21 protein-coding genes are annotated in these 17,579 nt (G+C 69.9%); 16 read left to right on the top strand and 5 right to left on the bottom strand.

Going from position 1 to position 17,579, the window contains the following annotated elements:
* Positions 1-81: 81 nt before the first annotated feature.
* On the bottom strand, positions 82-450 hold the full coding sequence (locus ACWCRB_RS12475; protein ID WP_369032877.1) for a GntR family transcriptional regulator: 369 nt from the start codon (positions 448-450) through the stop codon (positions 82-84).
* 71 nt (positions 451-521) lie between these two features.
* On the opposite strand from ACWCRB_RS12475, the gene ACWCRB_RS12480 reads away from it, so the two are divergent.
* Positions 522-1,451 (top strand): N-acetyltransferase family protein, encoded by a 930-nt coding sequence (locus ACWCRB_RS12480; protein ID WP_450996016.1) that lies wholly within the window; start codon positions 522-524, stop codon positions 1,449-1,451.
* The gene (locus ACWCRB_RS12485; RefSeq protein ID WP_450996017.1) at positions 1,432-1,932 is read left to right on the top strand and encodes a DUF402 domain-containing protein; all 501 of its coding nucleotides are present in this window, start codon (positions 1,432-1,434) and stop codon (positions 1,930-1,932) included. Before ACWCRB_RS12480 ends, ACWCRB_RS12485 begins: the two co-directional genes overlap by 20 nt.
* 6 nt (positions 1,933-1,938) lie before the next feature.
* Here ACWCRB_RS12485 and ACWCRB_RS12490 read toward each other — a convergent pair whose 3' ends face one another.
* Complete coding sequence (locus ACWCRB_RS12490; protein WP_450996018.1) at positions 1,939-2,526, bottom strand: class I SAM-dependent methyltransferase; 588 nt, start codon at positions 2,524-2,526, stop codon at positions 1,939-1,941.
* Positions 2,527-2,663: 137 nt separating this feature from the next.
* On the opposite strand from ACWCRB_RS12490, the gene ACWCRB_RS12495 reads away from it, so the two are divergent.
* The gene (locus ACWCRB_RS12495) at positions 2,664-2,798 is read left to right on the top strand and encodes a hypothetical protein (RefSeq protein WP_105972665.1); all 135 of its coding nucleotides are present in this window, start codon (positions 2,664-2,666) and stop codon (positions 2,796-2,798) included.
* Positions 2,799-2,821: 23 nt separating this feature from the next.
* Here ACWCRB_RS12495 and ACWCRB_RS12500 read toward each other — a convergent pair whose 3' ends face one another.
* Positions 2,822-3,283: a GNAT family N-acetyltransferase gene (locus ACWCRB_RS12500; protein ID WP_450996019.1), complete on the bottom strand. Its 462-nt coding sequence runs from the start codon at positions 3,281-3,283 to the stop codon at positions 2,822-2,824.
* Between the two features lie 149 nt (positions 3,284-3,432).
* Between ACWCRB_RS12500 and ACWCRB_RS12505 the strand changes: the two genes are divergently transcribed.
* The gene (locus tag ACWCRB_RS12505; protein ID WP_450996020.1) at positions 3,433-4,425 is read left to right on the top strand and encodes a lytic polysaccharide monooxygenase auxiliary activity family 9 protein; all 993 of its coding nucleotides are present in this window, start codon (positions 3,433-3,435) and stop codon (positions 4,423-4,425) included.
* 64 nt (positions 4,426-4,489) lie between these two features.
* On the opposite strand, the gene ACWCRB_RS12510 is transcribed toward ACWCRB_RS12505, so the two are convergent.
* Both ACWCRB_RS12510 and ACWCRB_RS12515 read right to left on the bottom strand, forming a co-directional pair.
* The gene (locus ACWCRB_RS12510) at positions 4,490-5,374 is read right to left on the bottom strand and encodes an esterase/lipase family protein (protein ID WP_450996021.1); all 885 of its coding nucleotides are present in this window, start codon (positions 5,372-5,374) and stop codon (positions 4,490-4,492) included.
* Positions 5,375-5,486: 112 nt separating this feature from the next.
* Entirely contained in the window at positions 5,487-6,413 is a 927-nt protein-coding gene (locus tag ACWCRB_RS12515) for a DNA polymerase Y family protein (protein WP_450996022.1), read from the bottom strand.
* 278 nt (positions 6,414-6,691) lie between these two features.
* On the opposite strand from ACWCRB_RS12515, the gene ACWCRB_RS12520 reads away from it, so the two are divergent.
* The 12 genes from ACWCRB_RS12520 to ACWCRB_RS12575 all read left to right on the top strand — a co-directional run bounded on the left by ACWCRB_RS12520 (position 6,692) and on the right by ACWCRB_RS12575 (position 17,517).
* Entirely contained in the window at positions 6,692-6,901 is a 210-nt protein-coding gene (locus ACWCRB_RS12520) for a hypothetical protein (protein WP_450996023.1), read from the top strand.
* Entirely contained in the window at positions 6,898-7,305 is a 408-nt protein-coding gene (locus ACWCRB_RS12525) for a hypothetical protein (protein ID WP_450996024.1), read from the top strand. The genes ACWCRB_RS12520 and ACWCRB_RS12525 overlap by 4 nt, the downstream gene beginning before the upstream one ends.
* Positions 7,306-7,394: 89 nt before the next feature.
* The gene (locus ACWCRB_RS12530) at positions 7,395-7,970 is read left to right on the top strand and encodes a phage tail tube protein (RefSeq protein WP_450996025.1); all 576 of its coding nucleotides are present in this window, start codon (positions 7,395-7,397) and stop codon (positions 7,968-7,970) included.
* A gap of 55 nt (positions 7,971-8,025) precedes the next feature.
* The gene (locus ACWCRB_RS12535; RefSeq protein WP_450996026.1) at positions 8,026-8,316 is read left to right on the top strand and encodes a hypothetical protein; all 291 of its coding nucleotides are present in this window, start codon (positions 8,026-8,028) and stop codon (positions 8,314-8,316) included.
* A 435-nt stretch (positions 8,317-8,751) separates the two neighbouring features.
* A complete protein-coding gene (locus ACWCRB_RS12540) occupies positions 8,752-9,468 on the top strand; it encodes a hypothetical protein (protein WP_450996027.1) in 717 nt (238 codons plus the stop codon).
* A gap of 51 nt (positions 9,469-9,519) precedes the next feature.
* Entirely contained in the window at positions 9,520-10,785 is a 1,266-nt protein-coding gene (locus ACWCRB_RS12545; RefSeq protein ID WP_450996028.1) for a phage tail protein, read from the top strand.
* The gene (locus ACWCRB_RS12550) at positions 10,782-11,642 is read left to right on the top strand and encodes a phage distal tail protein (protein ID WP_450996029.1); all 861 of its coding nucleotides are present in this window, start codon (positions 10,782-10,784) and stop codon (positions 11,640-11,642) included. Before ACWCRB_RS12545 ends, ACWCRB_RS12550 begins: the two co-directional genes overlap by 4 nt.
* 36 nt (positions 11,643-11,678) lie before the next feature.
* Positions 11,679-12,764 carry a hypothetical protein gene (locus tag ACWCRB_RS12555; RefSeq protein WP_450996030.1) on the top strand — a complete coding sequence of 362 codons (1,086 nt, stop codon included), beginning with the start codon at positions 11,679-11,681 and terminating at the stop codon, positions 12,762-12,764.
* A 35-nt stretch (positions 12,765-12,799) separates the two neighbouring features.
* Positions 12,800-13,813, top strand: coding sequence for a hypothetical protein (locus ACWCRB_RS12560; RefSeq protein WP_450996031.1), 1,014 nt, complete (start codon positions 12,800-12,802; stop codon positions 13,811-13,813).
* Positions 13,813-14,940, top strand: a complete 1,128-nt coding sequence (locus tag ACWCRB_RS12565) for a hypothetical protein (protein ID WP_450996032.1) — start codon at positions 13,813-13,815, stop codon at positions 14,938-14,940. Before ACWCRB_RS12560 ends, ACWCRB_RS12565 begins: the two co-directional genes overlap by 1 nt.
* Complete coding sequence (locus tag ACWCRB_RS12570) at positions 14,937-15,113, top strand: hypothetical protein (protein ID WP_450996033.1); 177 nt, start codon at positions 14,937-14,939, stop codon at positions 15,111-15,113. The genes ACWCRB_RS12565 and ACWCRB_RS12570 overlap by 4 nt, the downstream gene beginning before the upstream one ends.
* A 145-nt stretch (positions 15,114-15,258) precedes the next feature.
* On the top strand, positions 15,259-17,517 hold the full coding sequence (locus ACWCRB_RS12575; RefSeq protein ID WP_450996034.1) for an MMPL family transporter: 2,259 nt from the start codon (positions 15,259-15,261) through the stop codon (positions 17,515-17,517).
* Positions 17,518-17,579 lie beyond the last annotated feature (62 nt).

Consider the following 17,579-nt stretch of genomic DNA (forward strand, 5'->3'; position numbering starts at 1 on the left):
GGGAATCGTGCCTGCTTTCAGGGGCGCGGGGAACTGCGCGACAAGCCCCCACCGCCCCGCAGCCGAAGCAACTACCCCTCCTTACCCCTCGTAGGCCGCCCGCAGGGCATCCCGTACGGCATCGAGTGCCGCCCCCTGGCCCAGCCCAAGCCTCTGCACCCGCTCCGCGTACGCCTGCGCAGCAGACGCCGCTTCACGATCCGCCGCCGAGCCCGCGGCAGCGACCACCGTTCCGTTACGCCCCCGCGTCTCGATCACCCCGTCCGACTCCAACGCCCGATACGCCTTGGCGACCGTATTCGCGGCCAGCCCGAGCGACTCCGCGAGCCCCCGCACGGTGGGCAACCGGTACCCCACCGGCAGCACCCCCGCCCGGGCCTGCTCAGAAATCTGCGCCCGCACCTGCTCGTAAGGCGGCGCACTGTCATCGATGCGGATCTTCAAGGTCACCCCACGATTCTCCCGTACCGGCCGGAAAATAAGAGGCATCCGCGCATCTCCCCCGCGTAACGTCCCAGCTCATGACAGTGACCGTCCGCGCACTCCACCCCGAGGACACCACCGGCGTCGAGGGCTTCGCCCGCGTCCGGCGCATCTCCCTCCCCTTCTTCCTGATCACACCGAAATCCCTCGCGTACGACATCACGCACGCCCACCCCGACGCCCACTTCCAGGCACTCGTCGCCGAGCAGGACGGCGAGGTCATCGGGACCGCCCAGACCGCGGTCGTCCACGACAGCCCGGAGCCCGGCCAGGGCTTCGTCAACGTGTACGTGCACCCGGAGCGCACGGGACGCGGCGCCGGTTCGCTCCTCGTCCGCACCGCCGAGCGGCACCTCGCCGCCGCCGGGGTGACGAAGTCCTTCGCCTGGGTCCTGGACGCCCCCGGCAACCGCGCCTTCGCCGAGCACCACGGCTACCGCTCCAGCCGCAGCGCGCACTTCCTCCGCCTGGATCTGGCGAACGGCACGCTCCCCCCGCTCCAGAACCCCCCGCCCGGCGTCGAACTCCGCCCGGCCTCCGACTTCGCCGCCGACCCACGCCCCTTGTTCGACCTGGACGCGGAGACGACGTCGGACGAACCGAGCGATGTCGACTACGAGTTCACGGACTACGAGGCCTGGCTCCGCGAAACCTGGCACCACCCCCTGCTCAGCCACGAACTGACCACGATCGCCCTCGTCGACGGCCGCCCCGCCGCCTTCAGCGCGGCCCGCACCGACGGCGGCACCCGCTACGGCACCGTGATGACCGGCACCGCCCGCGACTTCCGCGGCCGGGGCCTGGCGAAGCTCGCCAAGAACGACTCCCTGCACCGCGCCCGCGCCGCCGGGTACACGGAGGCCCTGACGGGGAACGACGCCGGAAACGGCCCGATGATCGCCATCAACAAGTGGTTCGGCTACGAGATCTGCGCAACGGAGGTGCGGTATGTCCGCGAACTCACCTGAGCCCACAGCCACGGTGAACGTCGTACTCGTCAAGGGCGGCCGTACGAAGATCAGTTACCCGGCCGAGCTGCTCCACGATGACGGCACCCGGCTCGCGGTACGCGCCCCATGGGCCGGGACCGGAGTCCGCGACTTCGGCTTCGTCCGCTTCGAACCGGGCGACATGTTCACGGAGTACTACTGGCGGGACCGCTGGTACTCGGTGAAGGAGGTGCGTGACGCGTCGGGCGCACTGAAGGGCTGGTACTGCGACATCGCCCGCCCGGCCACGCTCACCGGCACCGACCTGGTCGTCGAGGATCTCGACCTGGACCTGTGGCGCTCCGCCGACGGCACGGACGTACGACGGCTGGACGAGGACGAGTTCGAGGAGAGCGGTCTGGCGGAGTCGGACCCGCAGGCCGCGTCCGCCGCCGTGGCGGCCCTGGACGAACTGGAGTCGCTGGCACGCGAGGGCGGCTTCGAGAAGCTGCTCGCCTAAGAGGCTCTACAACCGAGCCAGTACCGCGTACCGCTCGTCCTCCACCTCGCGCCCCCACAGCCGCGCGTCGCCGGACAGCCGCTCCACGCGCACGTCGGCGGCGAGGGGCGCGAGCAGCCCGGCAAGGGTGTCGGCGGGTATGCCGGCCGGGCTGACCGTCCCCCACACCCCCTCGACCAGCACCAGCCGGCCGCCGGCCCTGAGAAGCCCCTGCCAGTGGCGCAGCATGCGCGCGGGGTCGGGCAGCATCCACAGGACGTGTCGTACGAGCACGACGTCGAAGCGCTCCTCCCCCACCGGGGGCGCCGCCGCGTCGCCGACGAGGAACACCGCGGCCCGGCCGGCCAGCTTGCCCCTGGCCTGCTCGACCATGGCCCGGGACGCGTCCACGCCGGTGACGCGGTGTCCCTGTTCGGACGCGAGGAGCGACAGGCTGCCGGTGCCGCAGCCGAGGTCGAGGACGTCGGCGGGGCGGTCGGGCAGCCAGGACCGCAGCCGGGCCGCCCAGGCCTCGCGCACGGCCGGATCGCGCAGGCCGTGGTCGGGTTCGTCGTCGAAAGTCGCCGCTTCCGCATCCCAGTCGGTGTTCGTCATGCGGCCAAGAGTGACACCCACCACTGACAATCGAATCGTGACCGCCGCCACTGACAGACCGGCGCCGATGAGTCACCCTCCCGGGAACGGTCTATCTCCGTGAAAACGCGGAACCCGGTGGACCGAAGGAGGCAGCCATGCGCCGCGTAACCGTGCAGAAGCCCCTGAAGAAGTCGGACGCCCGCCGAGTGCGGGAAGAGGTCGACGAACGCGTCACCGAGCGTCCCGAGGTCCGAAAGGACATCGCACGCACGTGGTGGCCGGACGGCTGAGCGCCGCCCGGTGTCCGAGAACGTCAGACGAGCCTCTTGCGGTAGTGGATGCGGTCGTAGGGACCGTCGACGCGACGTTCGACGACCTCGTAGCCGTACTTCGGATACAGCTTCTGGTTCTCCCACATCATGGCGTTCGTGTAGAGCCTGACCTCGGGCAGACCGAGGGCACTCGCGCGTGCGTCCACGAACCGCAGCAGCCGCCCGCCCACGCCCGTGCCCTGTGCGTCGGGGTGGACGGCGATGCTGTCGACGTACAGATGGTCCTCGTGCGCCTCGACGACGATGACGCCGTGCACAGGTCTCCCCGTGACGAACACCAGCCCGGCGGCCGCGTTCGCCGCGTGGTCCGCCTCCATGGGCTGCGGCACGACGCCGATGCGCTCGATGTAGTGGTGGTAGGCGGCGTCGGTCACCGTCTTCACGGCGGGTACGTCGGCGGCGACGGCCTGCCGGACGGACCCGCCCGCGTCTGCGTCTGTCATGGACACACGCTACCTACCTGAGCGCAGTCCGAACCCTCCCTTAAGCCGACCATAAGGATCTCCCTCACCCGCCTCCAGCAGGCGATTCCGCGGTTTCTTGGGGCTAGCTTTCTGATCGCCCCCCGAGAACCGTTCCGAGGAGATCCCGCATGCGCGCACGCCGCCGTACGGCCGCCGCGATCACCGCCGTCACCACCCTCGGCATCGCCCCGCTGGCCCTGCCCGCGGCGCCCGCGTCCGCGCACGGCTCGATGGGCGACCCGGTCAGCAGGGTCGCCCAGTGCTACGCGGAGGGCCCCGAGAACCCGTCGTCGGCCGCGTGCCGGGCGGCGGTCGCGGCGGGCGGTACGCAGGCGCTCTACGACTGGAACGGCATCCGCATCGGTGACGCGGGCGGGCGGCACCAGGCGCTGATCCCGGACGGCGAGCTGTGCAGCGGGGGCAACGACGAGTTCAGGGGCCTCGACCTGCCCCGCGCAGACTGGCCGGCGACCGGCGTCAGCAGCGGCTCGTACACCTTCAGGTACCGCGTGACCGCCCCGCACAAAGGCACCTTCGTGGTGTACCTCACCAAGCCGGGCTACGACCCGGCCCGGCCCCTGTCCTGGGCCGACCTGGACTTCGAACACCCGGTCGCGACGGCCACGGACCCGGTCGCGGCGGACGGCTTCTACACGTTCTCCGGCACCCTGCCGCAACGTTCCGGCAAGCAGCTCCTGTACGCGATCTGGCAGCGCTCGGACAGCCCGGAGGCCTTCTACTCGTGCTCCGACGTGACGTTCGGTGCGGATGAGGGTGCTGAGGAAGGTACCGAGGAGGCGGGCGGCGGCGAGAGTCCGTCGAGCAGTGCCTCCGCGCCCTCCGAGGAGCAGATCGAGGCCGGTGCCGACGAGTCGACGGTCGAACACGCGGGCCACTCGGCGGAGCCGAGCCCTGAGGCGACCGAAGCGACCAAGGCGACCGAAGCGATCGCGCAGCCGCAGGCGGCGGGTGCCGTGGCGAACCTCGCCGAGACCGGTGGCGACGGCGGCACCCCGTATTTCGCGGTGGGCGGCGCGGGCGCCTTGGCGCTGGGCGTCGCGGCCCTGCTGCTCTCGGTCCGCCGACGCGCGGTGGGTGGCGGCGGACGACACGGCCACTGAGTTCGCCGGGGCCTGACTGGCGGCTCAGGCCGGCCAGGCCCCGGCGGACGCTCCCCGACCGGGGTCAGCCGATCGCCGACAGACAGGTGGTGGCGGTGGCGTGCGCCGGATCGAGGGCGTTCGTCACCTCGTGGAACGCGATCCGGTCGAGCAGCCCGACGGCGGCGTGCTCGGAGAGGTCCAGCGGGCACAGGTCCTGGATCAGGACGTTGTGTACGTCGGATCCGCTCAGGAACTGGCTGCGGTACGGCGTGACCACCTCGTCGTACTGGGTGGCGATGACCGTGTAGCGGACGCCGGGGACGGTGTCGCCGCCCGCGTTGAGCTTGGTGAGGAACGCGGACCCGACGACCTGGTCGGCGAGGGCGGGGGTGGCCGTGGTGAGCAGGTCCGCGGCCCCGGGGAAGTACGTCAGCAGGTTGGTGAGACCGTTCAGAGTCGTGCCGTGGTTGCTGGGCGCGATGCCGACGAAGGCGTTCACCTCGGCGGCGCCGCCGAGGAACCTGAGGTAGTAGCGGGGCATCATGCCGCCCTGCGAGTGACCGACGAGGTCGGCCTCGGCGGCGCCGGTCGCGGCGAGCACCTTGTCGACGAAGGCGTCGAGCTGCGCCGCCGACTCGTCGATGGGGCCGAGGCCGTAGAAGAGGGGTACGCCTGGCAGTTGGCCGTAGTCGAGCGAGAAGACGCAGTAGCCACGGTTCGTCAGATACGGCGCGAGGGTGAGCCAGTTGTCGATGCCGTTGGCGAAGGTGCCGTGGACGAGGACGACGGGGCGGGGATGAGCGGCGGACGGCTTGCAGGAGTAGTCGTTCCAGCCGCTGCTGGACGCGGCTTCGGTCTGCGTTTCGGCTTGTGCGGTGGCGGCGGGCACGACGGTGGCCGCGGCGGCCAGCAGCAGTGCGGCGAGAGGTCTGACGAGGGGTCTGAGGACGCGTTTCCAGGGCAGCATCGAGTGATCTCCTTGCGGCTCAAGGGAGTTACGACGGCTCTACGCCCTGTGATCCGGATCACGAGGATGCTGTTCACTCGTCAAGTTACGGGCGAGTAGTAGAACGTGGAAGTTACGCGTCAGTAAAAACTTTCAGCGGTGGTCGGCTGCTGTGATACTGGGCCCCCGATCCACTCGCCCGGAGTTCGACCGACGTCAACTCCTCGGCATGCAGGGCGAGTCCATGAACCCGGGCGGGCTGCGGGGTGAGCGCCTCGTACATCCCGTGGGCGGCGCGGGTGAGGGCCGGGGAGTGGGCGGTCGGCTGCCTGAGCGTGCGACTGCGGGTCTCCGCGGGGTGATCGGCGTAGCGCACGGTGAGGGTGAGCGTGCGGCACTCCTTCTCCAGGGCGCGAAGTCGGGCGCCGAGTTCCTCGGCCGCCGAGCGCAGGGCGGTGCGCCGGCATTCCGTTGCGGACAGGGCGCGTTCGGCGGTCAGGCGCTGGGTGAGGAGGGTGTTCGGCACTACTCGGCCGCGGTCGATGCCGGACGCCTTGTCGTGCAGGTCGCGACCGGTCTCCGTACCGAGGAGGCGGCACAGGACGGAGGGCGGTGCCGCGGCGATCCGGCCGAGGGTGTCGAGGCCGTGGCGGTCGAGGACGCGGGCGGTGGCGTCGGTGGTTCCGGGAAGTGCGGTGACGGGGTGGGCGGCGAGCAACTCCGCGATGGCGTCGGGCTGTTGGGGCAGAACACAGATCACCCCTGGAGCGGCTTCGTTCAGGGCCAGCCGGGCCAGTGTCGGGCCGGGGGCGACTCCGACGGCGCAGTCGACCCCGTAGCAGGCGAGGGCTCGTGCGCGGATCTCCGCGCCCACCTCCGCCGCGCCCTGCGCCCGAGCGCCCCAACCGGGATTCCTCTCGCCTCCGCACGGGTCCACCAGCACCTCGGCCGGCGGCAACGACTCCACGACGGGTGTGAACTCTCCGAGCATCGCAAGGAGTTGAGGCAGGGCAACCTCGCTCATCGGCGGCGACTCGAAACGTACACACAGGACGGTCACGGATACCTTTCGCGCCCCCGGTGCATCTGGATTCGACTCCCGCCACGCCTGACGCATCGTTATCGGTTCGAAACGTTACTTGGCTCACGCCGTTCTTGTGGCCCCCGTTACCTTTGGGGCCCTGGAGACGCCAACAGCCGAGAATGCAGCGGAAGTTGACGTTCCATTAGCTGTCGCGGGAGACAAGGGCAGGGAGCCGGGGGGCTCTTGCACATCCCTCACCACGCCCATCCCCGCAGCCGTACCGCCGTACAGCCGAACTATCGGGGGGAAGCGCTGTGCCGAGAATCCTGCTGACCTACTGGTGGAGCGGGCACGAGCCCGGCGACATCGTGGACGTCGACGACCAGACCGCGCGGGGAATCCTCGGCGTCATCGCGCGGCCCGTGGAGGACGAGGACGAGGACACGGCGGACGTCGAGCCGGAACCCGAGCCGGAATCAGAGTCGGAGCCGGAATCAGAACCCGAGCCGGAGCCAGGGCGATGAGCGAGCCGTACATCAACTTCCCCGATGTGGAACGCCTGGTCGTCGATCTCCTCAAGGACCGCACCGAACTGGCGGGCGTCGTCGTCGACGTCCAGCCGCCCTCCGGATTCGACGGCACACAGCGCGCCGTACTCGTCTCCCGGGTCGGCGGAGCCTGGGCGGAGGATCCCCGGCTCGACAATCCGCTGGTCGACCTCGAGGTGTACGGGCCGGACAAGCCCACGGCCCACACGGTCTCCCTCGTCGCCCGCGCCCTGATGCTCCAGCTCCGGGGCGAGGTGTACGGCGCGGCCACCGTTGTCGACGTCATCGAGGCGGACGGCCCGCGCTGGCTGCCCGACTACCGGCACGCCACCGCCAGCCGTTACGTCTCGACCACCCGGCTGGTCGTCCGGCCGGCCTGAACCACCGTGCCGTAAGCGCAATTCCGCACCACACCTCACTTCGAGCACGTCTCTCGCACGTCATGTTCATCTCCCACCAAGGAGCAGTGATGGCCGGAACGAACGCCAACGAGATCCGGGTCGCGGGCAGTGGCCGTGTCCTCATCGCCCCGCTTGCCACCGCGCCGCCCGCCGACACCAGCGCGGCATGGGGCAGCGGCTGGAGCGACCTCGGATACACCACCACCGACGGAGTCAAGATCTCCAAGAAGGACAAGCTCGACCCCGTGGACACCTGGCAGAGCGTCAGCGCGGCCCGGTTCGTCTACTCCGACCGCGACCTCAGCTTCAAGTTCCAGCTCCTCCAGCTGAACGAGTCCACGCTTCCGTTCTTCTTCGGGGGCGGGCAGGTGAAGGAGACGGCGACCGGCTCGGGCCTCTACAAGTACGAGCTGCAGGCCGAGCCGAAGTTCGACGAGCGGATGCTGGGCCTGGAGTTCACGGACGGGGACGAGGTCAAGTACCGCATGATCGTCGCCCGGGGTCAGGTGACCGAGACGGAGGAGATGTCCCTCGTCCGCACGGCCCCCGTCAAGCTCGGCGTCACCTTCACCGCGCTCGCCACGGTCGACGACGCCCCGCTCGCGACGTTCCTGATGAAGGACCCCAACTTCAGCGCGGCCTGAGCCGCTGACTCTCCCCGCCCGCCCGTACCACCGCACGAGGAGCCCGAACACCACCATGCCCCGTTTCAACGTCAACGCCGCCCGGGCCCAGCGCCTCGAAACGCTCGGGAAGGACTGGGAGTTCGAGGTGGACACGGATGTGTTCCGGCTGCCCACCGAGTTCCCGCGCAGCATCGCCAAGCAGATCGCCACGCTGGAGGACAACGACATCGACGGGCTGCTCGCGCTGCTGATGGGCGCCGAGCAGTTCGAGCGGTTCAGCAAGTACGACATCAGCGTCCAGGACGTCTCCGCGATCCTGGAGGCGTACGGCAACGAGACGGGGATGACGCTGGGGGAAGGCTGAGCCTCGGCGCGCTGGTCGACGAGCACGCCGAGGCCCTGGAGGCGGACCTGCTCCGCCACTACGGCGTCGACCTCCTCGACTGGCACCGGGGCCGCCTGTCCTCCCGCCGCCTGCGCGTCCTGACCGAACACCTCCCCGCGGACTCGTCCTTCGCCCGAGCGGTCCACGGCGAACAGGCGGACTGGACGGTCACGGACCACCTACTGGCAGCGGTGGTCGACCACTTGGCGGTCGCCAACTGGATGTTCGCCACGGTCAACCGCGACGAGGACACGGAGCCGGCACCTTATCCGGATCCGGTGCCGCGCCCGGGCGACGGCTCGCGGCCGTCCCACTCGGCAACGGAGGCAGCGGAAACCGTGGCCGGGACACACTCCGCGAGCGCGGCCGAGATCGTCGCCTTTCTGAGTTCACCCGCATGAAGGGAAGCGAGCAATGCCCCCCTCGGAGTCGACCGGAACCATTCCTCCGTGGTTCCAGTCCTTTGCGACGTCCACTGCTTTCCAGGGCATCGTCAGGAAAGCAGTGGACGGCAAATGGCTCGCCGAGAATGTGCCGCTCACCGGTGCGAAGGCGGAAGTCTCCGGATTGAAGGCCGAAGGCAACGCCGCCGCCCTCACCGTCTTCGGGGCGCAGGCCGAGTACAGCCTGGTCAAGCACGAATACGCTGTCATCGATCCGGCGAGGGTCGCCCAGACTCTGCTGGACGATGAGCAGGACAGACGACTCAGAGTGCTCACCGCCGAGGCTGTGAGCACCAAAGACCTGGTCGACAAGGTGAAGCAGGACCTCAGGTCCACCGCAGCCGCTCTCCGCCAGACCCTGAGTGAAGGCGACAAGCAGCTGCGCACCGAGGTACCCCAGCTCCGGACCAAGGTCGAAAGCATCCGCGACCGCCTGCTCGCCGACGATCAGAAGCTGCACGCCCGGATCTCCGCCCTCCAGACGAGGGTCGGCCAGGTCAGTCAGGTCGCCCATAACGCGGACGATCGCAGCGAGGCCGGGAAAACCAAGTTGAAGAAGTTGAACGCAGAAGTCAGGAAAGGCCTCCAGGACGTCGAGGCGCTGAAGGGCAGTGCTCGGCGAGCGGTCGGGGACATCGACATCCTGATCGACCGCGTCACCGCCCTCGAACGGGCCCTGCGGCAATAGCGACTCGCACGACACCGACCACAACGGCGACACCGACGGAGCCAACCCACCATGCAGACGTCTCTCGTATCGGTCACCCGGGCGCTGAACCGGATGAGATCCGCGGCCGGCGACACCGGCGGTGCCGTCAGCCGTATGCGTACCGCGGTGACCGGCACCACCGGTTCGGTCGACCGGCTCAGAAGCGCGGCGACGCAGGCGGGTACGGCCACCGGTCGGCTGAGGACCGCGGCCACTCAGGCGAGTGGCGGCCTCAACCAGATGAGGACCGCGACCGACCAGGCCGCGCGCAGCGCCCAGCAGGCAGGACGGAACGCCGCGGCGGGCGGCGGGTTCTTCAACCGGTTCAGCCAGGGCGTGCGGACGGCGACAACCGCCCAGCGCGGGCTCAACACCGCCATGAAGGCAAACGTCTTGGGTGCGATTCTCGCGCTCGTCATGCCGCTCATCACCAAGCTCGTCGACATGGCCATGCAGTCCAAGACAGTTCAAGCTGTCGTCCAAAAGGCCTTCAAAGCAATCAGCGACGCCGTCAGTACGGCGATGAATTTCATCAGGCCCATCGTCCAGCGCTACTGGCCGCAGATCAGCGAGGTGATCAGTAAGGCCGTCACCTTGATCTGGAAGGTTGTCAAAACCTATTTCACCGTCATGTGGACCTTCTGGAAAACCGTGTTCGACGCCGTCGTGGCGATCGTCCGCTTCGGCATCAACATGGTCGTCTCCTACATCCAGGGCGTCCGACGCGTGTACGAGATCGTGCGGGACGCCTTCACCCAGGCCAAGAACGCCGTCTCCAACCGCATCAGCGGAATCATCGGCTTCGTACGGGAGCTGCCCGGAAAAATCGTCAGCACGCTCTCCGGCCTGGCCGGAAAACTCAAGAGCATGGGCGGCGACATAGTCCAGGGCCTCATCAACGGAATCCGCAGCAAGGCCTCGGCCGTTCTCTCCGCCGTCAAGAGCTCCATCGTCGACAAGATCCCCGGCCCCATCCGCAGCGCCCTCGGCATCTCCTCCCCCTCCAAACTGATGATGGGCTTCGGCCGCGACGTCGGCGAAGGCCTCGCCCTCGGTATCGAGGGCACCGGCAACCGCGTGTCCGGCGCCGCCGGACGGCTCGCCACCGCCACCGCGCGGAGCGTGATCGGCCCGGGGTACAGCCTCGCCGGAACAGTCGCCCGGTCGACGCCCCGTACCGGCGCGGCCACCGCGGCCGCGCCCGTCACCGTCAACGTGCACCCCCGCCCGGGGCAGTCGGAGTACGAGATCGGCCGGATCACCGCCCGCGAACTGGCCTGGGCGGCGAAGCGATGAGCGGCCGGCAGCTCCAGCAGCCGGTGTTCGCGGTCGACGGCTGGGCCGGGAACACCGTCGACGACTCCGGCGTCGAGTGGTGGGTCACCAGCGAGCAGGGCTGGGCCTCCACCCCGCCCGTCCGGCTCACCCTGACCGACCGGCCCGAGCGGCACGGCGCGTTCGACGCCCCCTCCTACCGGGGCCCCCGTGTGATCACCCTGGAGGGCACCGCCATCGCCCCCGACCGGGCCGTGCGGGAAGCCGCCAAGGACCAGCTGGCCGCCGTACTCGCCGATGGCAGTGCGCTGTTGCCGCTCGTTGTCACGGAACCGCACCGCACCCGCCGGGCCCTGGTCCGCCTCACCGCCGAGACGAAGATCGCCGACCGCAAAGCCGGCGCCTTCGAGTTCTCCCTGACCATGACCGCGCCGGACCCGCTCCGCTACTCGTACGGGCTGAACGCGAACACCTGTCCGCTGCCCTCATCCAGCGGCGGGGTCTCCTTCCCGCTCTCCTTCCCACTGGACTTCGGCACCGGCTCCTCCGGCGGCCGACTGTTGCCGGAGAACAAGGGCACCGCCCCCACCTGGCCCGTCTGGCGGATCGGCGGGCCGTGTGTCCAGCCGGTGATCACCAACACGGCCACCGGCGAGGAACTCGCCTTCGAACTCACGCTCCAGGAAGGCGAGTCGCTGATCATCGACACCGACGCGCGCTCGGTCCTGCTCCAGGGCACGGCCTCCCGCCGCTCCTCCCTGCGGCCCGGCTCGGACTGGTTCCCGCTGCGGCCGGGCGCGACACCCGTACTCTTCCGCGCGCGCGACTACGACCCGCTCGCCCGGCTGACCGCCGAATGGCGCGACGCATGGCTCTGACGGAAGCCCTGAAGCCGAGACAAGGAGCGCACACACATGGCTGACTTCGAACGGGACTCCGGCTGGCTGTCCGGCAGCGTCGTCGACGCCGAGGACGCCCGCCTCGCCACCGGCGTACTCGCCGCGGCGTCCGCTGATCCGGCCAACCCGATCGCGTCCCGTACGGGCCTCAAGCCGGGCCCCGGCAGCCCCGGCAACGTCCTGGCGACCGCCACACCGTCGCGCAACATCACGGTCAGCCCCTTCCAGGGCGTCGTCCAGGGCACCCGCACCACCGCGGCGGGCCCGTATCTGATCACTCTCGCCCAGCAGAAGACCCTCGACGTGCTGAGCGCCGCGCCGGCCGACACCTCCAACCCGCGTACAGCCCTGGTCGTGGCCCAGCAGAGCGACCGTCAGTACGGCGACGAGAGTGACGGCATGGTCGTACGGGTGGTCCCCGGGGCGGTCGCCGTGACCCCGGTCCCGCCCGTGGTGACCGGGGACCACATACCGCTCGCCGCGATCACGATCCGCGCGGGGGCCGGTGCCATCACCCAGGCGGACATCCAGGACCTGCGCGTCTCCACCGTCGCCGCCGGCGGCGTGCTGCCCCTCAAGCCGTTCGAGAGCCTCCCCGTCCACGGCTACGGAGGCCAGCGCCTGTACGACCTGGAGACCGAGCTCGACATGGTGCGCAGGGGCAGTTCGTGGCGTCCCGCCGTGACCGGCGCGATCGAGTTCTTCGGCCCGTCGGACGCCGGCTGGCCCAAGGCCGGCTCGACCGAGGCGACCGCCTACGTGTTCAACCAGGTGACGGTCACCCCCGCCGCCCATCCGAGGATGCTGCTGTGCACCGCCCAGCTGACCGCCAGCGCGCAGTCCGTCGAGTCCAGGTTCGACCACCTCATCAGGGCGGTCGGTGAAAGCGTGAACATGGGCATCAGCGCCTTCAGCTGCGGCCCCACCGGCATCGCGACAACGGTCGCGACCGCCAGCCGGCTCATGCCGGCCGGTACCACGCCCCTGGTGATCACCCAGCAGTTCCTGCGGGTTTCCGGCACGGGGACTCTGAGCGCCGCCGCCAGTTTCACCAGCCCGGTCTACTCCGGGCTCCGGGTGCTGGCCTTCCCCATCCCCTGACAACCGCCCCGCCAGACCTCAGGAGAAGCAACGGTATGACCACACCCACACCAGAACGCGACTCCGGCTGGGTCTCCGACCGCCTCGTCGACGCCGAGGACGCCCGCCTCGCCACCGGCGTACTCGCGGCGCCCGGCGCCGGTCAGATCCAGGCCCGCAGCGGCATCAGGCCGGCCACCGGCGACCCCGGCAAGGTACAGGCCACGACCACCGTCTCCGGAAAGGTCACCGTCAATCCCTTCCAGGCGGTGATCCAGGGTACGAGGGCCACCGCGACCGGCGCCTATCTGGTCACGCTCGACCAGCAGAAGACCATCGACGTGCTCGGCACGGAACCCGCCAGCACCGCCAACCCCCGCCAGGACCTGATCGTCGCCCGGCAGCGCGACGCGCAGTACGGCGACGCCACCACCGCGATGACCGTCGAACTCGTCACGGGGAAGGAGGCCGTCTCCCCGATCGACCCCGAGGTGACCGGCGACTACATCCCGCTCGCGCGGATCAAGGTCCCGAAGAGCGCCACGTCCATCGCCAACACCAACATCGAGGACCTGCGCCCCTGGACCGCGGCCGCGGGCGGCATCCTCCGGGTCTGGGGCGCGGGCGGCCGGCCCACGTACCCGTACACCGGCATGTACATCCACCGCTGGGACACCAACCACCTGGAGTGGTACGACAGCACGGCAGGCTGGCGTGCCGTCAACGACGACACCGGCTGGAGCAACCTCACGCTCCTCGCCAACTGGTCCGTGTACAACGCCGAGACCCCCGCCGTGCGCCGGATCGGGTCCAGCGTCCATCTGCGCGGCGCTCTCCTCACCGCCGTCGCCATATCGGTCAACGGCACTGCCGTCATCAACATCCCGGCAGGCTTCCGCCCGGCGGTACGGCATCACTGTTACGCGGTGCTGGGCGGCACGAGGACAGGCGTCGAACTCATGCTCAACACCGATGGCAACCTGCTCGTGTATCCCCAGGTGACCTCGACGACCCCCGCGCTCCCGGCCGGCCAGTTGCTCTACCTCAACACCAGTTGGCTGGTGGGCTAGTGACCCGTCGGCCGACCCGCTACACCTACTACACCGCCGACCTCGCCACCGGCACCATCACCGACGAACTCCCGCTGTACGACGTCACATTCAGCACCGAGCTGAACGAGGCCGGCGAGTTCCGCGGCCGACTCCCCCTGGGCGACCCGAGGGTGACGGTCCATCACCCCCGTGAACTCACCGAGCCCGGGCGCGCCGCCCTCTACGTCGAACGGGACGGCGTGCTCGTCTGGGGCGGGGTCGTGTGGACGGTCAAGTACACGTCCGCGGACCGGCACCTGGAGATCGGGGCGGCCGGTTTCCTCTCCTACTTCGACCATCGTCGGGTCCTGCCCGCCGACTTCGACCCGGACACCAACGACCTGGGCTCCGTCGGCGTCGCCTTCGTCGACCGCGACCAGTCGGACATCGTCCGCGAACTCGTCGCCATCGCCCAGGCCCATCCCGGCGGCGACATCCGGGTCCGCCCGGAGACCAGCACCCCCTCGGGCACCCCTCTCACGCTCGTCTATCCGGGCAGCGGCCTCAAGAGCACCGGCGAGGCGCTGCGCGAGCTGGCCAGTCTGGAGGGCGGCCCCGACTTCCTCCTCGACATGACGTACGGCTCGGACGGCCGCCCCGTCCGCAGACTGCGCGTCGGCACGCCCCGCCTCGGCCAGCAGGGCACCCCGCACGTGTGGGAGTACGGGGCCAACCTGACCGCGTACACCTGGCCGGCGGACGGGGCCTCCACCGCGAGCCGGGTCTTCGCGCTGGGCGAGCAGGGTGAGACGAGCCAGCTCGTCGCCGTCGCCGAGGACCGCGCCACCGGGCGCCCCCTGACCGAGACCGAGGTCTCCTACGTCCATCTCACCGACCCGGCCCTGTTGCTCTCCCAGGCCCGCTCGGCGCTCACCGCCGTCTCGGCGCCGGTCGTCCTGCCCGAACTGACCGTGCGCGCCGACCTCGAACCCGTCCTCGGGTCCTACCAGGTCGGCGACGACGCCACCGTCGTCATCAAGGACGTGTTCTTCCCCGAGGGCGTCCACTTCGACGTACGGATCACGGGCATCGAGGTCACCCCGGGCAACGACGCGGGCGAGGAACAGGTCCAGCTGACCGTCACACCGACCAGGAGCACCACATGACCAGGATCAACCGCCCCGACACCCTCCTCACCGAACTGCGGGACATCAAGCGCCGTCTGCACGCGCTGGAGACGGCGCAGCGCGCCACGACCGCGCAGTCGGCCGCCGTACAGACCACGGCGACCAGCGCGGAGTCCCCCGACACGGACACCCCTGAGGACGAGCCGAGCTAGTACCCCGGTACTGCCCGCCCGCCGGATTCGGTCCCGCGGTGCCGGAGAACGACGGAAAAGCGCTCCTAGCGTGAGCGCGGGGTCGATCGAGCCCCGCCCTCCAGTGATCCAGCTCCTGGGTCCATCTCCTGCTGGGAGTACTTCCGTGGCCACGTTCCTCTACCGGCTGGGCCGGCTCGCCTTCCGGCGCCGACGGCTCTTCCTGATGTGCTGGATCGTCGTCCTCGCCGCCGTTGGTATCGGTGCCGCCGGCGTGTCCGGCAAGACGACGGACGACTTCACCCTGCCCGGCACCCAGTCCCAGCGGGCCATCGACCTGCTGGGCAAGGAGTTCCCGCAGGCCTCCGCCGCCGGTGCCACGGCCCGGGTCGTGTTCGAGGCGCCCGCCGGGCAGAAGCTGACCTCCACGGCCAACAAGACCGAGATCTCCGCCCTCGTCGCCGACCTCGAGAAGGCGCCGCAGGTCGCGAGCGTCACCGAGCCCTTCAGTAACAGCCTGGTCAGCAAGGACGGCACGATCGCCTACGCCCAGGTCACCTACGAGGTGCCCAAGGCGGACCTCACCGACGCCTCCTCCGAGGCCCTGGACCAGGTCGCCGAGAAGGGCGAGCGGGCCGGGCTGACGGTGAGCCTGGGCGGCAACGCCGTGCAGGAGAAGGCCGCCAGCAAGGCGGCCGAACTGATCGGCCTCGCGGTGGCCGCCGTAGCGCTGGTCATCACCTTCGGCTCGATGATCGCCGCCGGACTGCCGCTGCTGACCGCGCTCATCGGGGTGGGCGTGGCGATCCTGTGCATCACCATCTCGACCCAGTTCTTCGACATGGCCTCGGCCTCCTCCACCCTGGCGCTGATGCTGGGCCTGGCGGTGGCGATCGACTACGCCCTGTTCATCGTGTCCCGCTACCGGGGCGAGATACGCGACGGGCACGAGCCCGAGGAGGCCGCGGGACGCGCCCTGGGCACCGCCGGCTCTGCGGTCGTCTTCGCCGGGCTGACCGTGGTCATCGCGCTGGCCGGGCTGAGCGTCATCGGCATCAAGATGCTCACCACGATGGGCCTGGCCGCCGCCTTCGCGGTCGCCGTGGCCGTGGTCATCGCGCTGACCCTGCTGCCCGCCGTACTGGGCTTCGCCGGGATGCGGATCATGAAGGGGAAGCTGACCAGCGAGCGTCATCGCGCCGAGGAGCGCGGCGAACGCGAGGCGATGGGCGTGCGCTGGGGCCGGTTCGTCACCCGCAACCCGGTCAAGATGCTCGTCGTCTCGGTGGCGGGCCTGGGGCTGCTGGCCATTCCTGCGATGTCGCTGCGCCTGACCCTGCCCGACGACAGCATGGCCTCCCCCGGCTCCACCCAGCGCGTCGCCTACGACACCCTGAGCAAGGGCTTCGGTCCTGGCTTCAACGGCCCGCTGACGGTGGTCGTCGACGCCCGGAACAGCGACGACCCGAAGGCGGCGGCCGAGGACGCGTACGCCACGATCAGCGAGCTGCCCGACGTGGCCGCCGCCCGCCCGGCCGTCTTCAACGAGGCCGGTGACGTGGCGCTGATCGGCGCGATCCCGAAGAGTTCCCCGACCAGTCAGGCCACCAAGGACCTGGTCGCCGACATCCGCGACCACAGCGATGCCCTGCACAAGGACACCGGCGCCGATCTGATGGTCACCGGCACGACGGCCGTCAACATCGACGTCTCGACCAAGCTGGCCGAGGCCATGGTGCCCTACCTGGCGATCGTGGTCGGCCTGGCGCTGATCCTGCTTCTGCTGGTGTTCCGCTCGATCCTGGTCCCGCTCAAGGCCGCGCTCGGTTTCCTGCTCAGTGTGGTGGCGACCCTCGGGGTCCTGGTGGCGGTCTTCCAGTGGGGCTGGCTGAAGGACGTCTTCGGCGTCGACCAGACCCAGCCGATCGTGAGCGTGCTGCCCATCCTGCTGATCGGCGTCGTCTTCGGCCTGGCCATGGACTACGAGGTCTTCCTCGTCACCCGGATGCGGGAGGAGTACGTCCACGGGGCCGAGCCCACGGAGGCGATCGTCGCGGGGTTCAAGCACGGAGGCCGGGTGGTCACGGCCGCGGCGATCATCATGATCTCCGTCTTCTCCGGGTTCCTGCTGGACGACACCGCGCTGGTCAAGTCGATCGGCCTGGGCCTCGCCTCGGCCGTCCTCTTCGACGCCTTCGTCGTACGGATGACAATCGTCCCGGCGGTGATGACCCTGCTGGGCCGCCGCGCCTGGGCCCTGCCCGACTGGCTCGACCGGATCATGCCCGACGTGGACGTCGAGGGCGAGAAGCTGCGCCACGCGCTGGATTCCCGGCAGACGTCCACGGCGCCCGGGGGCCATGAGGAAGCGGGCCAGGACGCCGACACCGCGGGCGACACCGAGAAGCTGGCCCGCAAGCACTGACGCGAAAGCACCGACCGCACGGCCTTACGATCCCCACCTGGGCGTTGGGGCCCGGCGGCCGT

The sequence above is a fragment of the Streptomyces sp. NPDC002156 genome (assembly GCF_053593675.1).

What these genes read in the sequence shown, in the direction of transcription:
- ACWCRB_RS12495 (WP_105972665.1), top strand. Translation starts at nt 2,664, where the DNA reads ATGCGCCGCGTAACCGTGCAGAAGCCCCTGAAGAAGTCGGACGCCCGC.
- ACWCRB_RS12505 (WP_450996020.1), top strand. Translation starts at nt 3,433, where the DNA reads ATGCGCGCACGCCGCCGTACGGCCGCCGCGATCACCGCCGTCACCACC.
- ACWCRB_RS12550 (WP_450996029.1), top strand. Translation starts at nt 10,782, where the DNA reads ATGAGCGGCCGGCAGCTCCAGCAGCCGGTGTTCGCGGTCGACGGCTGG.
- ACWCRB_RS12540 (WP_450996027.1), top strand. Translation starts at nt 8,752, where the DNA reads ATGCCCCCCTCGGAGTCGACCGGAACCATTCCTCCGTGGTTCCAGTCC.
- ACWCRB_RS12500 (WP_450996019.1), bottom strand. Translation starts at nt 3,283, where the DNA reads ATGACAGACGCAGACGCGGGCGGGTCCGTCCGGCAGGCCGTCGCCGCC.
- ACWCRB_RS12535 (WP_450996026.1), top strand. Translation starts at nt 8,026, where the DNA reads ATGCCCCGTTTCAACGTCAACGCCGCCCGGGCCCAGCGCCTCGAAACG.
- ACWCRB_RS12570 (WP_450996033.1), top strand. Translation starts at nt 14,937, where the DNA reads ATGACCAGGATCAACCGCCCCGACACCCTCCTCACCGAACTGCGGGAC.
- ACWCRB_RS12485 (WP_450996017.1), top strand. Translation starts at nt 1,432, where the DNA reads ATGTCCGCGAACTCACCTGAGCCCACAGCCACGGTGAACGTCGTACTC.
- ACWCRB_RS12490 (WP_450996018.1), bottom strand. Translation starts at nt 2,526, where the DNA reads ATGACGAACACCGACTGGGATGCGGAAGCGGCGACTTTCGACGACGAA.
- ACWCRB_RS12555 (WP_450996030.1), top strand. Translation starts at nt 11,679, where the DNA reads ATGGCTGACTTCGAACGGGACTCCGGCTGGCTGTCCGGCAGCGTCGTC.
- ACWCRB_RS12510 (WP_450996021.1), bottom strand. Translation starts at nt 5,374, where the DNA reads ATGCTGCCCTGGAAACGCGTCCTCAGACCCCTCGTCAGACCTCTCGCC.
- ACWCRB_RS12530 (WP_450996025.1), top strand. Translation starts at nt 7,395, where the DNA reads ATGGCCGGAACGAACGCCAACGAGATCCGGGTCGCGGGCAGTGGCCGT.
- ACWCRB_RS12525 (WP_450996024.1), top strand. Translation starts at nt 6,898, where the DNA reads ATGAGCGAGCCGTACATCAACTTCCCCGATGTGGAACGCCTGGTCGTC.
- ACWCRB_RS12560 (WP_450996031.1), top strand. Translation starts at nt 12,800, where the DNA reads ATGACCACACCCACACCAGAACGCGACTCCGGCTGGGTCTCCGACCGC.
- ACWCRB_RS12545 (WP_450996028.1), top strand. Translation starts at nt 9,520, where the DNA reads ATGCAGACGTCTCTCGTATCGGTCACCCGGGCGCTGAACCGGATGAGA.
- ACWCRB_RS12480 (WP_450996016.1), top strand. Translation starts at nt 522, where the DNA reads ATGACAGTGACCGTCCGCGCACTCCACCCCGAGGACACCACCGGCGTC.